13 protein-coding genes are annotated in these 16322 nt (G+C 47.7%); 6 read left to right on the forward strand and 7 right to left on the reverse strand.

Annotated elements, in window-relative coordinates; translation table 11 throughout:
- The first annotated feature begins 15 nt into the window (after positions 1–15).
- Positions 16–669, forward strand: a complete 654-nt coding sequence (locus tag JFC05_RS05390) for a c-type cytochrome (RefSeq protein WP_198336080.1) — start codon at positions 16–18, stop codon at positions 667–669.
- A gap of 112 nt (positions 670–781) precedes the next feature.
- Here the strand turns inward: JFC05_RS05390 and JFC05_RS05395 are convergent, their stop codons facing one another.
- The 4 genes from JFC05_RS05395 to tolQ form a co-directional block, all read right to left on the reverse strand.
- On the reverse strand, positions 782–2119 hold the full coding sequence (locus tag JFC05_RS05395; protein WP_198336081.1) for a PD40 domain-containing protein: 1338 nt from the start codon (positions 2117–2119) through the stop codon (positions 782–784).
- A 113-nt stretch (positions 2120–2232) separates the two neighbouring features.
- Positions 2233–3231 (reverse strand): TonB C-terminal domain-containing protein, encoded by a 999-nt coding sequence (locus JFC05_RS05400; protein ID WP_227697425.1) that lies wholly within the window; start codon positions 3229–3231, stop codon positions 2233–2235.
- A gap of 78 nt (positions 3232–3309) precedes the next feature.
- Positions 3310–3768, reverse strand: coding sequence for a protein TolR (gene tolR, locus JFC05_RS05405; protein WP_198336082.1), 459 nt, complete (start codon positions 3766–3768; stop codon positions 3310–3312).
- Positions 3769–3772: 4 nt separating this feature from the next.
- Positions 3773–4513, reverse strand: a complete 741-nt coding sequence (gene tolQ / locus JFC05_RS05410; RefSeq protein ID WP_198336083.1) for a protein TolQ — start codon at positions 4511–4513, stop codon at positions 3773–3775.
- A 426-nt stretch (positions 4514–4939) separates the two neighbouring features.
- Between tolQ and JFC05_RS05415 the strand changes: the two genes are divergently transcribed.
- From JFC05_RS05415 to JFC05_RS05425, 3 genes are all read left to right on the forward strand, one after another.
- Positions 4940–6235, forward strand: a complete 1296-nt coding sequence (locus tag JFC05_RS05415) for an NCS2 family permease (RefSeq protein ID WP_198336084.1) — start codon at positions 4940–4942, stop codon at positions 6233–6235.
- 758 nt (positions 6236–6993) lie between these two features.
- Positions 6994–10218, forward strand: coding sequence for a bifunctional proline dehydrogenase/L-glutamate gamma-semialdehyde dehydrogenase PutA (gene putA / locus JFC05_RS05420; RefSeq protein WP_198336085.1), 3225 nt, complete (start codon positions 6994–6996; stop codon positions 10216–10218).
- Positions 10219–10229: 11 nt separating this feature from the next.
- On the forward strand, positions 10230–10922 hold the full coding sequence (locus JFC05_RS05425; RefSeq protein WP_192994086.1) for an aldehyde dehydrogenase family protein: 693 nt from the start codon (positions 10230–10232) through the stop codon (positions 10920–10922).
- Positions 10923–11100: 178 nt separating this feature from the next.
- On the opposite strand, the gene JFC05_RS05430 is transcribed toward JFC05_RS05425, so the two are convergent.
- Positions 11101–12273 (reverse strand): cupin domain-containing protein, encoded by a 1173-nt coding sequence (locus tag JFC05_RS05430; RefSeq protein ID WP_198336086.1) that lies wholly within the window; start codon positions 12271–12273, stop codon positions 11101–11103.
- Between the two features lie 133 nt (positions 12274–12406).
- Between JFC05_RS05430 and JFC05_RS05435 the strand changes: the two genes are divergently transcribed.
- Entirely contained in the window at positions 12407–12592 is a 186-nt protein-coding gene (locus JFC05_RS05435) for an NF038104 family lipoprotein (protein WP_198336087.1), read from the forward strand.
- A gap of 164 nt (positions 12593–12756) precedes the next feature.
- Here the strand turns inward: JFC05_RS05435 and purB are convergent, their stop codons facing one another.
- Together purB and mnmA are read right to left on the reverse strand one after the other, a co-directional pair.
- Positions 12757–14148 carry an adenylosuccinate lyase gene (gene purB / locus JFC05_RS05440; RefSeq protein WP_198336088.1) on the reverse strand — a complete coding sequence of 464 codons (1392 nt, stop codon included), beginning with the start codon at positions 14146–14148 and terminating at the stop codon, positions 12757–12759.
- A 284-nt stretch (positions 14149–14432) separates the two neighbouring features.
- Entirely contained in the window at positions 14433–15662 is a 1230-nt protein-coding gene (mnmA, locus tag JFC05_RS05445) for a tRNA 2-thiouridine(34) synthase MnmA (RefSeq protein WP_198336089.1), read from the reverse strand.
- A gap of 152 nt (positions 15663–15814) precedes the next feature.
- On the opposite strand from mnmA, the gene ispF reads away from it, so the two are divergent.
- The gene (gene ispF / locus JFC05_RS05450; RefSeq protein ID WP_198336090.1) at positions 15815–16312 is read left to right on the forward strand and encodes a 2-C-methyl-D-erythritol 2,4-cyclodiphosphate synthase; all 498 of its coding nucleotides are present in this window, start codon (positions 15815–15817) and stop codon (positions 16310–16312) included.
- The last annotated feature ends 10 nt before the right edge of the window (positions 16313–16322 follow it).

The following is a 16322-nucleotide window of genomic DNA, read 5'->3' on the forward strand; positions in this document are numbered from 1 at the left end:
AATTCAGAGGCTATCATGGACAATGCAATCGTAAAAAAAACAATCAGGGAGAATACAACATCAAAAATGCTGCCTGTGATGTTGCTGAGTGTGATGAGTGGCGCGGTGGTAATGGGCTGTAGCCAGCAAGCAGATGATGTGGAGACGGTGGCCAGTGTACAAGAAGCTGACCTTGCTCCAGATTATCAAGCCAGCCGCAATACGGGCAGTTGGGGCGGTGTCTATATGAGTCGCGACGAGCTAAAAGCCCCGCAGATCAACGTCGTCGATGACAGCTCGTTGCCAAGTATGGCGCAAGATGCCAGCCTTAGCAAATGGGAGGCAAAGTTTGAGGGCACCAATGCTTTTGTCACCACCGATGGCAAAAAGCTATACCACGACTCCTGTGCAGGCTGTCATATGCACGAAGGTCAAGGCGCGTACGGGGCAGGGTATTATCCGCCGCTGGCGAACAACAGCAAGATGCAGTCAAAATATTATATTATCGATATCTTGATTAATGGCTTTCGCGGTATGCCGTCTTTTCATATGATGATGGACGATGAGCAAATGGCTGCTGTCACGCAATATGTGGTCAGCGATCTTAATGGGTTTACCGATACGGTGACCGCCGCCGATGTTGCCAAATTAAGACACGCCAATCCACCAGGCCATGATCCAAGCGAGTAGCTCGCTGGCATACAAAAACGCCTGATTAACTATCAGGCGTTTTTTGTGGATGCTGTGGTCGCCAAGATAAAGTCGCTGTATCGTTTTTATATCGGATTGATGATATGAGAGTCTATTGTGGGCTGGCTGACCAAACGGGCGAGCGTATCACGCCTTGACCAGACTTGCCAAAGGACTCACCGCCATTTAGGGACTTGATGATTAGCACTCCTTTGCCACCTTGGGTAGCGGCATATACCACACGCTTACCATTTGGCGAAAAGCTTGGCGCTTCATCGATGCCCGTATTGCCTAAATTAGCTGTCACCGCGCCATTGCTATTCATCACCGCTGCGGCTCGCCCACTCAAAAAGGCGATCTGCGTGCCATCGTGACTGAACTGCGGACTGGTGGCGTAGCTACTGTTTGAGACTTTGGTCGTGCGCCCTGAGCCAAACTCATAGCGATAAATCTGCGGCTTATTAAAGCCTGCACGGTCACTGACAAACACAAACGATTTGCCATCTGGGGCGTAGCTTGGCTGTACCTCGCTGCTTGGCCAGTTGGTCAGTCTTTTGGGCTGGCCGCCGCTGGTACTCATCTCATAGATATGCGAGCTGCCTTCAAAGCTGCTAGAAAACAGTATTTTGCTACCATCGGGCGAAAACGACGGGCTAAGATTGCTGCCTTTAAATGGAGTAAGTGCGCTGGCACCGCCGCCACTCACGTTTTGGATATAAATCACTGGATAAGACTGGTCGCGTTGGATAGCATAGGCGATACGGTTGCCATCAGGAGACCAAGCAGGCGAGAAGATAGAGCCTGCCACTTCGGTGATAGTCTTGGCGTTTTCGCCATCGGCATCCATTACTTTTAGGCGTGAGACTTTTTGTTTGCCGGTGCCGACTTCTTCGATATAGGCGATGCGTCCTGAGAAGTCGCCTGGCGTACCGGTGATCAGCTCATACACCTTATCAGCGATGACGTGACCGGCATAGCGCATGCTGTCTTTGTTGTTGTCAGCGCTGAGGCTTTGCTTGCCTTGTAGCACCCGACCTGATTTGACATCGATGACCTCATACTCTGTGATGACTTTACCGCGATTGCTGCGAGTACTGCCCACCACCAAATAAGGAATACCCATGCTTTGCCAGACCGGCAAGCTGCCTGCCAGCTCGCTGCTACTATGCGGCTGCTGCGGCAAGTCTTTGCTGGTGACTTTTAGCTCTGTTTTGCTCAAGTCATTGAGAATAATCGGCGATAGTACCGAGTCTCCTGCAAAGGGTACAAACGCGACTTGGTTTTGTTGTCTTGGCGCAACCACCGTGACATCGATCTCCATAGGCGCAGCAGTAGCAGAATATAAAGGAGCAAACAGCAATGGCGTAACCAATAGCGAAGCCGAAGCGAGGTTTAACGCGGAGAAAGTGGTGACCTTTGAGGTTGGTAGCTTTAAAGATAATGGTTTCATAGGTGAATACCCTAAGTTAAAAGTTTTAAAATAATCGGCGGTATGAGATAAACGTCAGAAAGCTCTAATGTCGCCTTATTTGACACTAGCCCTCAAATAGTTTTTACCTTAATCTATTGAACCATAACGTTGATAGTTAAAGCCGCAAAGCTGGCAGGGTTAGTCAAATCAATAGGTAGGGGGCTTGCGGCAAAAGCGGCTTTTTCCGCAGCATCATTAACAGCGCTATTAGCGCCAGTAGCTTTGGCGGACAATACGTTACCTTGATTATCTAATCTTAAAGCTACTTTAGCAGTAATACCTTGGGTTTCAAGCGGTGCTTTTAAATTTCTCTGAATTTCAGCGGCTATGCTGTTCTTAAAATCATCCGCAGAAGCCGAAGCGCTACTACGGGTACTAGCAGGCTTGCTATCAGCCGTTGATTGACCTTCTGATAAGTCAAAGGTTTTACCTGCGCTACCAGAACCACCAGTATCAATTTTTAGGTTTCGGTCGGTAGACGTAGGACGAGTAATCTTGGGTGGGTTGTTTTGTTTTTGATGAAACTCATCCAGCCGCCTTTGTTCCTCTATCAGCTGCTTTTTTTTATCTTGTTCAACTGCTTCGTGTTCTTCTAATATGGCTTCATCAAGCTTGGCTGCCCACTCTGCCATACGGCGTTCATATTCTTGATTTTGCTCAAGCAGACGTTGGTGCTGCGTCTCATTCATGAGAATTGATGCACTCGCAGGATCGTCAGAGCGTGTGAATACAGGTGCTCGCTGCGCATTCGGTTGGTCAGTGCTTTGGCTGGTAGAGCCGCTATCAAATGTCTGAGGGGGCAAGGTGCTGGATATACCGTTTGTACTACTGTCGGTTTGCATGGCCTCTGCAGCGGCAGCTCGGTTGGCCAATATCTGTCCTTGCATCTCAGCGAGCTGCTCTGGCGAGACCATGACCGTCTCGATACCACCTGCTGTCTCTACATCGGTATGTTGATACGCGTATATCAAGATGCCCAGTACCAGCCCATGTGCGAGCAAGCTCAGCAGCATAGGTAAGGTGAGCCCGTTGCCTTCAGGCTCGGTGGGCACATAAACGACAGGGGCATTATGCATGGTGTGATTACTCATGAGCGTGGTATATCAGATTGTTTGCTATGATTTGCTGTATCATTGCTTGGCACTGTATTAGCAAAAATAGCGAGACAATCACAGCGATGGGGTCGGTAAAGGCTCACCAGTGAGTAGTCCGACTTTTTCGATCCCTGCTTGTTGTAGGCTGGCCATCAATGTCATGATAGCGCCATACTGATTGTTTTGATCGGCATTGATCATCACTTGTACCGGTGGCTTGCCAGTATTGCTATTTTGTGTTTGAAGATTGGACAGCGTATTGATCAGCTCAGGCTCACTAATCGGCATGTCAATGTTGTTTTCATAGCTGATAAATAGCTCGCCGCTCGCCGTTAGAGACACAATGATTGGTAGCTGACTTTGGCTCATGGTGTTGGTTTGCTCTTTGGGCAGATCCACGTCGACACCAGTGATGAGCAGCGGCGCGGTCACCATAAATATCACCAGTAGTACCAGCATGACGTCGATATAAGGAACGACATTCATCTCTGCATTTAGGGGTTTTTTTTCACGGCGATAGGGGCTTTGTCTCATATACTTAGCGTCCTTGCACCTGACTGGCACTCGATGGTGCCTCTGAGCTTGGGTTATTTTCGCGGTTCGTGCTGCGCTCAGCGCTGGTCTCACGCTGGAGCATACCAGTCATTTCATCACAAAACAGCGCGCGCGACTCATACAGACGGCCAGACTTGGCGGTGAAATGGTTGTAGGCCAGTACAGCAGGAATCGCAGCAAATAGACCCATAGCAGTGGCGATCAGTGCTTCAGCAATCCCAGGAGCGACCGCAGCGAGGGTAGCTTGTTCAGTTTGTGATAGCCCCAAAAACGCATTCATAATGCCCCAAACCGTCCCAAACAGTCCAATATAAGGCGCCACTGAGCCAATACTGGCAAGCGTGGTCAGTCCTGACTCTAGTAATAACTGCTGACGACCCAATCCGACACGTAGCTTGCGCTCCACACCATCGATGATGTCGTCTTTGGGTTGGCGTTTTTTATGCATTCTTAAATATTCAGAAAACCCAACATAAAAAATCTGCTCAAGCCCTTGCCGATCAGGGGAGCCTTGTACGCCTTGATAGAGCTTGGCCAAGTCTTCACCCGACCAAAACCACGTCTCAAATTGTTGATCGAAGTTTTTGGCAGTACCCAGCCGTGCACTCATACGAAAAATAATCACCCAGCTAAGTAGCGAGGCCAATAACAACAACGCCATGACGATTTGTACCAGCAAACTGGCTTGGGTAACAAGGTCGATAATGTTTAATGATTCAGGCATGTATTTGACTCATGAGTGATGAATAACAACTGGTAGGACAAGTCCTAGTGTAGTGTACTGTGAAATGAAAAAAAGGTCATTTATTAAAGTGTTAAACGGTAAATAAAACCGGTAAAAATGATACATTGTTATTTTCGATTGATTTGGTGACTTATCACATGACCTAAACCACAAAACAGTCATAAATAAAGCGAAAACAGCTGTTTGCACCCATCAGGCACGGGTAATGATTGAATTTGTACGCCAATTTCTCTAAAATGTTGCACTTTGTTACCGTTGCCGTTTTGATAATGACGTCGCAATCTATTTGCTGACGTCATATTTATTTTAGGCACCAATAAATTTGTTCTTTCTCTAAGATACGGTCTATTTATATATTTTGATGTTTAAATAAGGCCATACCTTAGCAAGCTGGGCGCGACACTTATGAATGCAATTGAACGCTATTTTGGGATCAACGGTGAAAACACCACGGTCAAAACGGAAATCCTCGCTGGTATAACCACCTTTTTGACGATGGCTTATATCATCTTTGTCAACCCCAACGTATTGGCAGAAGCTGGTATGGACAAAGGGGCGGTGTTTGTTGCTACCTGTTTGGCAGCGGCATTAGGCTGCTTTATCATGGGTATCTATGCCCGATTGCCTGTGGCATTGGCTCCTGGTATGGGCTTAAACGCCTTTTTTACCTATGGCGTCGTTTTAGGGATGGGCTATGCGTGGGAAACCGCGTTAGGCGCTGTTTTCTTATCAGGTTGTTTATTTATTCTCTTAAGCCTATTTAAGATTCGCGAGTGGATCATCAATGCCATTCCAGCCAGCCTCAAGCAAGGCATCGTGGCGGGTATTGGTGCGTTTTTGGCATTTATTGCCTTACAAAGCTCAGGCATCATCGTTGGCCGTGATGCGACACTAGTGATGCTAGGCGATATGACCGCGTTTGCACCGATGATGGCGGCGCTGGGCTTTTTTATTATTATCGGCTTGGTCTACAAAAAAGTCCCAGGCGCGGTGACGATTGGTATTTTGGCGATTACTCTGATCAGCTTGTTTACAGGGCATACACAGTTTACAGGCATCATGTCGACGCCGCCATCTGTCGCACCAACCTTTATGAAACTCGATATCGCAGGTGCCTTTGATATCGGTATGATCAGTGTGATTTTTGCGTTCTTGTTTGTCGACTTGTTTGATACTGCGGGCAGTCTGGTGGGTATCGCCAACAAGGCAGGTCTGATCGATAAAGACGGTAATATCCCTAACATGGACAAGGCGCTGCTTGCTGACTCAACAGCGACGGTCGCAGGCGCTATGCTAGGTACATCATCGACGACCAGTTATATCGAGAGCGCCTCAGGTGTGGCCTCAGGTGGCCGTACAGGTCTGATGGCAGTGACCGTGGGCGTGATGTTTGTGCTGAGTATTTTCTTTGCACCCCTTGCTGGGATGATTCCTGCATACGCGACTGCTGGCGCAATTTTTTATGTCTCGGTATTGATGTTGTTTACGCTAAAAGACATCAACTGGGAAGACTTAACCGAAGCGGCACCAGTGGCGGTAGTCCTGTTACTTACACCGCTGACGTACTCTATCGCTGATGGTATCGCGCTTGGGTTTATCACCTTTACTGCTGTCAAGCTGATGACGGGTAAGTTTTCAGAGATTAGCCTCCCTGTATGGGTATTGACGGCTATTTTGCTTGCCAAGCTGGTACTGCTATAAGTATTTGGCGTTATCAATGCGTTTGATACAAATACACTTGATATAACGGCTCAATATTGCGTTGTCATCCGTAAAAACCCTCTTTATCTGATATGGATAAAAAGGGTTTTTTTATGTGGGTGCAGTAGAGGGTTTTTAGGGTGCAGGTTTTAGCAAGGGGCGCGTCCAAGTATTTGATTAGAAAAACAATTAACACACAATAGTAAACACAAAAATATAACTCAGGCGTCATGATGGAAAATTTGCTAGTAACTGATTGTTTTTTAGTAAGATATTAATTGTCAAAAATACGCGATATCGTTAGTTGGAAAATTTTTTTCATGATATTATAGCGACGTTAAGCGCATCACCTCAATCAACGCCGTAGAGGTTTTTCTTACAGTGAATTTGCATTATCTTAGATGACAGGGATTCGCCATATTTGACACGTCGATGTTTGATATCGCTATCGCAAAACCTGCTCATCGCACTCCTTTCACTACTAACAAGAAGAAGGCACTAATGCCGCTTAACTTTTCGTTGTTGCCTTTGTATTGTTAACGTAGCCCGTTTAACACTCGAACGACCTACTTAACCGTTTCCAGCCTATGCTGGATTTTCTCGTTTTGTGATGGCGCCGTTTGGTTTTTTGATTATCGCTGCATGCATATATTGTGATTGCTATTTATTTAACCGCTGTCATTAGCGGTGATACAAGACGATCAGACTTCCTAAAGCCCCATTTATGATGGTTTTTAAACGATAGTTATGGAGTTGTTATGAACCCAGTAGACCAGTTTACCCCGCAAGAGCCGATTTTATTTAAGCCTGTCGATTTGCTAGCGCCAGAGTATATTACCCAGTCGTCAAAAGCACTATACGCGTGTATCTCACCTTTATATTGTGTGGATGAAGAGCGCTGGTTGTCAGAGCTGTTGCCACTTGCTAAGCCCAGCGACAAAGAGCGTGACGACGCTGCTGAGCAAACACGCCAGCTGGTCGAGCATGTACGCAATGATGGCAAAGCCGTCAAGATGGTGGACTCATTATTGCTTGAGTATAGCCTTGATACCCAAGAAGGTATCTTGCTCATGAGCTTGGCTGAAGCCTTGATTCGCGTACCAGACAATTATACGGCTGATGCTTTGATCCATGACAAGATGAGCGTGGCTGACTGGAAAAAACACATCAAAAATGACAATGGTTTTATGGTCAATGCCTCGACATGGGGCATGATGATGACCGGCCGCGTCGTGAGTATCGATAGCAACACCACGGCCACAGGGTTTTTGGATCGTATGACCAAAAAAATGGGCGAGCCGGTGATTCGTAGTGCCATGCAAAAAGCCATGCGCATCATGGGGCATCAGTTTGTATTGGGGGAAACCATCGAGGGCGCCAATAAAAACAGTCAGCCGTATCGCAATAAAGGCTATACCTATTCATTTGATATGCTGGGTGAGGCAGCCATCACGCATAAAGATGCTGAAAAGTACTTTAATGATTATCTGCACGCCATCAAAGCCACCGCAGATATCAAAGTGGCTGAGGGCATGCCAAAACCGTCAGTATCTATCAAGCTGTCGGCGCTGCATCCACGCTATGAGGCCACGCAAGAAGCGCAAGTGATGGGACTACTGCGCCAGCGCTGTTTGCTACTGATCGAAGCGGCGCGCGCCGTCAATGTCGATATCAGTATCGATGCCGAAGAAGCGGATCGCCTTGAGATTTCGCTAAAACTGTTTGAGTCTTTGTATCGTGACAATTTGACTGCCGGCTGGGATGGCTTAGGGTTGGTGGTGCAGGGCTACTCAAAGCGCGCGATTGCAGTTTTGGCATGGCTGGCGCAGTTAGCGGCAGAAATGGGTGATCGCATTCCAGTACGTTTGGTCAAAGGCGCGTACTGGGATACGGAGATCAAATTGGCTCAGCAAAAAGGGCTGGCAGGTTATCCTGTCTGGACACGAAAAGAAGGCACCGACACGGCTTATCTGGCGTGCGCGCGCTTCTTGTTATCAGATCATCTGCGCGGGCTGATTTGGCCGCAGTTTGCGACGCACAATGCGCATACGCTAGCATCAGTCATGACCATGAGTGCGCATCGAGACTTTGAGTTTCAGCGTCTACACGGCATGGGCGATGCGCTTTATGATCATATCTTGCAAGCCTATCAGATTCCGGTGCGTATCTATGCGCCAGTCGGTGCTCATAAAGACTTGCTACCATACTTGGTACGTCGTTTGCTCGAAAACGGTGCCAACAGCTCGTTTGTCCATCAGCTACTAGACAAGTCTTATCCGATTGATAAGCTGACCGTGCACCCTTTTGATAAGCTGCTGGCCAACGCAACATTGCACAATCCAGAGATTCCTTTGCCATTAGATATCTATGGCGAGCGCCGCGCCAGCTTTGGCCCTAATATCTTTGTAGAGTCGCAGTGGCTACCGTTTAAAGCGGCAATTGATAGCCATTTGCACAAGACATGGTCAGCGACTTCTATCATCAATGGCGCGGCGATTGATGAGTATAAAGTGGATGGTCAAGTCAACAAGCTTGAAGCGCACACAGTACGCGCGCCTTGGAATCACGACGTGATCGCTGGTGAAGTGGTTTATGCCAATGCTGATCTGGCACAACAAGCGACCCTAGCGGCCGTGGCAGGACAAGCAGCATGGCAAGCGCAGTCAGCGGCCAAGCGCGCAGCTATACTACGTAAGATTGCTGATTTGTATGAAGAAAACTACGCTGAGCTCATGGCACTGTGCCAAGTAGAAGCGGGCAAAACCATGCAAGACAGTATCGATGAGATCAAAGAGGCGGTCGATTTTTGCCGTTTTTATGCGGATGAAGCAGAGCGCCTAGATGAGGTGGTGCACGAGTTTACAGACTTGTCTGGTAAGCCTGCACGTCAAGTGTATAAAGCGCGCGGTACCTTTGTTTGTATCAGTCCTTGGAACTTTCCGCTGGCCATCTATACCGGTCAAATCGTGGCGGCGCTGGCCGCAGGCAATACCGTGGTTGCTAAACCTGCTGAGCAGACCAGCCTGATTGCGCATTTTGGTGCACAACTGATGTATCAAGCAGGGGTGCCGGTAGAAGCGTTGCAGTTGGTAATAGGCGCAGGTGAGGTAGGCGGTGCATTGACGGCCGCTGACAATATTGCAGGTGTGATATTTACAGGCTCTACCCAGACCGCCCAGCGTATCAACCAAAGCTTAAACAGTCATACACAAAGCAGTGGTGAGCTACCAATACTAATCGCCGAAACAGGCGGACAAAATGCGATGATCGTCGACTCAACCGCCTTGCCTGAGCAAGTGGTCAAAGACGCTGTGCTATCTGCCTTTGGCTCAGCGGGTCAGCGCTGCTCAGCATGCCGTATCTTGTGTGTACAAGAAGAGATGGCTGATGATTTGATTGAGCTGCTGCAAGGCAATATGGCGGAGCTGTCGGTCGGCAATCCGCTGTACGCCGCCACGGATGTCGGTCCGGTAATCGATGCCGATGCCAAAAATGGCCTAGAAACGCATATCGAGCGCATGCGTGCTGAGCCAACCGCGACGATCTTGGCACAGACGCCCATGAGTGTCAGCTCGGTCGTCAGTCAAGAAAAATCGACCTTTGTCTTACCGACAGCGATAGAAGTAAAAAGTATTGATGTGATAGGCGGTGAGCACTTCGGTCCTATCTTGCACGTTTTGCGTTATCAAGCACGTGATCTAAACAAGCTGATCGATGCCATCAATAGCACCGGCTTTGGTTTGACATTGGGTATTCATAGCCGTATCGAAAACACCGCCGAGCATATCGAGCGCCGCGTGCTGGTGGGTAATACGTATATCAACCGCAACCAAATCGGCGCGGTGGTCAACGTCCAGCCATTTGGTGGCTGTGGCCTCTCAGGTACTGGCCCCAAAGCAGGTGGCCCGCATTATGTGGCGCGCCTGATGAAATTAGATAGCGACAATCAACCTTCAACATCCACGCAATCAGCAATCGCATAAGGAGTAGCAAGATGGCGACTGAATTTAAAAAAAATCATGCCCAAGTTTGTGAGTCTTGGCGATTACTTGGCGCGGTCAATCGCGCCGCTTATCTGCAAGCAGCCATTCCTCGGTTGGCCTTGCTGACGGGCGATGCCAATAAAGCCAAGCGCTTATTCAATCATTTGTTGAGCGCTGCGCCAAGCTTAGATGAAGTGCACCGTATGACAGGCGCGACAGGAGAGTCCAATGATCTGTACATGACGGCTCGTGGCAAAACCATGGTCATCGGTAGTGAGTCAGCGCGTACGATGGCAGTGCTTGGTCAGCTAATCGCCGCCCTGCTGACGGGTAACGAAGTGATACTACACTGCCCAAGTCAGGCGGAGATGTGCGATGAAGCGGCAAAAGTGCTTTATGAGATAGGAGTAAGCGATGATGTCTTAAGCGTCGCCAACGACTCACAAACCATCACACTGTTATACATCGATCGCCTCGCGCAGGTCGCAGTGGCAGGCAGTAATAGTGAAGTGCAGGCCATCAGCCAAGAGCTGGCCAACACCGATGGTATCTTGACGCAAGTCATTAGTGTGACCGATATGGACGGCATGTCAGAGATGCTCACGCCTGACTATCTGCATCGGTTTGTCACTGAGCGCGTCAAAACCATCAATACCACCGCGATTGGTGGTAATGCTAGCTTGCTTGAGCTTGGTACCGACTAGGGTTGTTTCTTGCATTGCAGCTTAAGTCATATAGATAGATGATGCTGAGCGGTGAGTGCGCAAGATAACACCAACAGTAATAATAAAAACCGATATCTGAAAGCTCAGGTATCGGTTTTTTTATTGAGGACAGACTGAGATGGCCTATACAAGATAACTTGTACAAAACAATGAGCAGTTACTCAGCATAATCAAGCCAAACCCAGCCGTTCTCCAGCCACTCCATTAAGTCATCGGGATCGATGTCTGCAACATCATCCGCCTGCAAAGCTTCACCATCTGCCAAGCGCTGCAATGTCTGTTTGGCAATAGTATCTAGACCATCTAGGCGTTGACCATTAGCGTACAAGATGAGTTCATCGGCATGTTTATGATAGAGCAGCCGATTGCTGTAATCTGCTTGCAAGGTCGCGCCTTCCGTTATGGCTTGCATGAGCTCATCGGTCGTTAGAGTCTCCTCAGGTACCAGCGCGTCATATTGACGCTTGCTGACGACCTCAGATACTGCCTGACGAATGATATCGTCACCACGCTCAGACTGTAGCATGTGCAAGAGCTGCTCTTTGATCGCACTGATACTCTCTGATTGCAATGCGCCAGATGCCTGTAGTGCTTGCGGCAATAGCAGCGGAATAAACAAATCGCTATCGTTGGTGGCGATATCCGCTAAGCTATCGATAATTTGCATAAGGTTGGGACGACGGCAGCCAAAAGAAAACGTCAGACAATCATCTTGCGCCACGCCGAAATGCGAGAGTTTGGGCGGCACATAAAGCACGTCACCCGCTTCTAATATCTCATCAAAGATAATGTCGCCCATATCATCAAACAGTCTTATCGGCTCATCTGCGACAAACTCCGTATTCTTATCACAGTATTTACCTAGCTGCCAACGGCGAGAGCCATAGCCTTGCGCCAAAAATACATCATAATCATCATAGTGCTTGCCGACCGAGCCGCCTTTAGGCGCGTAAGAGACCATAATGTCATCACGCTGCCACTGCGGAATATAGTCAAACGCTTGCCACAATTGCCCAAGCTCAGGCGACCATTGCTCAAGGTTTTGCACAAGGACTGTCCACTGCGCTGGCAGGTTGTCAAAGTCGGTTTCGCTTAAGGGGCTTTTTTTGAGTTGCCACTGCGGCTCATCGACTGGCTTAGTTGCCGCTTGAGTGAGCAGGCGGGCAGAGGCCTCTTCTTCAAGCGCTAGGCCGAGCATATCTTCTGGCTCAAACATACCGATTAGTTGCGGCAGACCTTGCTTGATCAGCAATGGCTTTTTTTGCCAATACTCATTTAAGAATTGCTCAGGGGTCATATTATCAGGTAAACAAAGGGGTATAGCGCTCATTGGTAAATCCATATAAAAATTAGGAAAAATTAATAGTCAGGATGACTTTATAGGAGAGTTTTAATCGTTTATGATGACTTTTCGATAGCTTAATACAAAGACTATCGGCTTATCTTAAAATTATAGGAAGTTTATGAAAAAGTTGCATTTCATCGTCATTATCGCCAGCGTATTTGTCCTACAAGCTTGTGTCCACAAAATTGTCACTGTACCTGCCAAAGTTGCTTATAAAACCACCAAAGGCGTAGTCAAAGGCACGGTCGCGGTCGGCAAGGCTATCATACCAGGCGACAGTGATGACGATGATGATAAAAAATAAAACCTTACTTATCACCTATGAGTTTTTAAGATCATCATAGCATGCAAAGTAAGGTTGTTTTTTTATGGACTTAGGCGAATGTATAGCCAGTTTGAACAAATAGAGATGAGGCAATTGTGCCTTATCTCTATTACTTTAAGGTATTCAATTCACCTTAGCAAACTTTATAGTTTTGCTATCCAGTCTTGAATAGCGCGTGCTTGCTCAGCAGCATTACCCGTATAGGTCGCAGGCGTCAGCTCGCGCAGGCTTGCTTTGTCGCTATCTGAGACAGCAGCCAACTCATCGCTCTCTACAAAGGTGAGCATGGCTTCGCGAGTCATGGCATTACCGCGAGTCAAGGCTTTGAGCTTCTCGTATGGGTTTTCGACACGGTAGCGGCGCATGACCGTTTGAATCGGCTCTGCCAAGACTTCTTGTGCCTGATCCAAGTCGTCATCTAAGCGCTGAGGATTGACTTCCAATTTGCCCACGCCTTTTAGGCACGCATCATAAGCAATCATACTTTGTGCCAAGCCCACGCCGATATTACGCAGTACTGTAGAATCTGACAAATCACGCTGCATACGTGAAATTGGCAGCTTTTCCCCTAAGTGCGCTAGCATGGCATTGGCCGCGCCCAAGTTGCCTTCTGAGTTTTCAAAGTCAATCGGATTGACCTTGTGCGGCATGGTAGATGAACCGACTTCGCCGTCTTTTAGGCGCTGTTTAAAATAGCCTAAGCTAATATATTGCCAAATGTCACGGTTAAAATCGATTAATATAGTATTAAAACGTTTGACCGCATCAAACAATTCAGCGATATAGTCATGTGGCTCGATCTGAGTGGTATAAGGGTTAAACGTCAGCTCAAGGCGCTCGGTGATAAACTGCTCAGCATGACTTTGCCAGTTGACTTCTGGATAGGCTGATAGGTGAGCATTGTAGTTACCGACTGCGCCATTGATTTTACCGAGTAGCTCAACCTGACCGATTTGCTTAATTTGACGAGCTAAGCGATAAGCGACATTGGCCATCTCTTTACCTAGCGTCGTTGGGCTAGCAGTTTGACCGTGCGTGCGTGACAGCATGGGCTGATCAGCGTGAGTAATCGCCAAGTCAACGATGCTATCGGTCACTTGCTGCATTTTTGCAACCACAAGCTCGCGGCTGTCTTTGAGCATAAGCGCATAAGACAAATTGTTAATATCTTCACTGGTACAAGCAAAATGGATAAACTCCAAGCTGTCTTCTAGCTGCTGATTGCCGCGAAACTTATCTTTGATAAAGTACTCAACCGCTTTGACGTCGTGATTAGTCGTCGCCTCAATATCTTTAATCGCCTGCGCGTCACTTTCACTAAAATCATCAACGATACTATTCAAAAAGGCATTGGTATCTGCATCAAACGCTGATAATTCACCGATGGCATCATTATCTGCTAACGACTGTAACCAGCGGATCTCAACGGTGACACGCGCTTTAATAAGACCAAACTCAGAAAGATAAGGACGTAAGCTGTCAGCTTTTGAAGCATAACGGCCATCAATTGGGGAAAGAGCGGTAAGTGGGGTCATGGTATCGCCTTTGAATGAACAGAAAGTGAATGACTGCTTACGACAGCAGTAAATTTTGGTGGCGCAATTATAGCAAAAACTGATGCAAAAAAGGGAGTGTCAGCGATATTTCCCACGAATTAATAGTACGTCAAAGACAGATATCAACGTCAATAGATTTGGGAGAAATTGAATAGAGAGAGGAGTCAAAAACGATTGAGGATCATAATCCAAACGCGAACGGACGACATGACAAGCGGAGCAGTAACGGTTGCTACTGCCGCTTGTCAAAAATTAAACCCTATCTAAAAACCGCATGGCGCATCAATAGACTCAATCACACCGCCACCCAAACAAACCTCATCAATATAAAACACCGCAGACTGACCCGGCGTCACTGCGCGCTGCGGCTCATCAAAGACCACGCGCACCTCGCTGCCGTCAGTATTTGTCGCAAACACACGGCAGGCTTGATCGGGTTGACGATAGCGTGTCTTTGCCATACAGCTTAAACCTTCGCTAGTAAAAACAGCTTTGGGTGCAGCACCATCGACCCAATCCATTTTATAAGCTTGCAGCTCATTGCTCATCAGCATAGGATGCTCATGACCTTGACCAACGATTAGCTGGTTTTTCTCTAAATCTTTAGCAAGGACAAACCAAGGCTCCTCAGGGCGATCTTTTACACCGCCGATACCGATACCGCCGCGCTGACCTAAAGTGTAGTACATTAGCCCATCATGCTGACCGATAACATGTCCATCGTCAGTGATGATATCGCCTTTTTGGGCAGGCAAGTACTGCTGCAAAAAGTCCTTAAAGCGGCGCTCACCAATGAAGCAAATACCGGTTGAGTCTTTTTTCTTCGCGGTCACTAAATCATGCTCTTCTGCGATGCGGCGTACTTCAGGCTTCTCTAACTCTCCGACTGGGAATAAAGTCTTGGCTATCTTGTCGCCGCCAACTGCATGCAAGAAGTAGCTTTGGTCCTTGTTGTTATCAAGGCCGCGCAATAGCTGCGCTACCTCCATACCCGCGCTATTTTTATAATTTACGCTGCGGCGCGTGTAATGACCGGTAGCGATATAATCAGCGCCAAGCGTCAGCGCATAGTCTAAAAACGCCTTAAATTTGATTTCTTTATTGCATAAAATATCAGGGTTGGGCGTGCGTCCGGCTTTGTATTCGGCCAAAAAATGTTCAAACACGCGATCCCAGTATTCCATCGCAAAGTTGGCAGTGTGCAATTTGATACCGATTTTGTCACAGACTGCTTGTGCGTCTGCGAGGTCATCCATTGCCGTACAGTATTCAGTACCGTCATCTTCTTCCCAGTTTTTCATAAACAGACCTTCAACGATAAAGCCTGCTTGCTGCAGAAGTACGGCTGATACCGAAGAGTCCACACCGCCTGACATACCAACGATGACCCGCTTCGTGTTTGGGCTATCGATGTCGGCTAAGTTTAGAGGGCGATGGTGAGTGATTGCAGTAGCTTGACTGGATAAATTTTGCGTGGCTGATGTAACTGGCATAACGGAGCGCTCAACAATTTGTGATAACATAGGCGCTATATTATAGCATTGAATTAAAAATCAATGCTTATCAAGCTAATTTCTAGTTTTAAAAATAGCTTAGATGCTTTCATAAAAGTTTCGCTTATGTTGAATAAAATTTTGGATGAACAATGATAAAAATTGGTCAAGGTATTGACGTTCATGCTTTTCATAACAATGGTGAACAGCAACAATATGTCATATTAGCTGGCGTGCCGATTGAGCACACCCATAGCTTGCTGGCGCACTCAGACGGTGATGTAGTGCTACACGCACTTGCTGACGCGCTACTGGGCGCATTGGCGCTCGGCGATATCGGGCAACACTTCCCTGATACTGATGCCGCGCATGCTGGCTTGGACTCACGAGTGTTACTGCGCTATGTGTATAGGAAAATAGTCGACGCCGGCTACAAGATTGGTAATGCTGATATTACCGTGATGTGTGAGCGCCCTAAGCTTGCTCCCCACAATCAAGCGATGCGCGCCAACATCGCCAGTGATTTGCAAACCGATATCAGTAATGTCAGCATAAAAGCCACGACCACAGAAAAACTGGGTTTTACCGGCCGTCAAGAGGGCATTATGGCCAGTGCCGTGGTATTATTGCTCGCTGCTGAGCCTCGGTAGCGTGGCTGTG

The sequence above is a fragment of the Psychrobacter celer genome (assembly GCF_016107555.1).
GTDB lineage: Bacteria > Pseudomonadota > Gammaproteobacteria > Pseudomonadales > Moraxellaceae > Psychrobacter > Psychrobacter celer.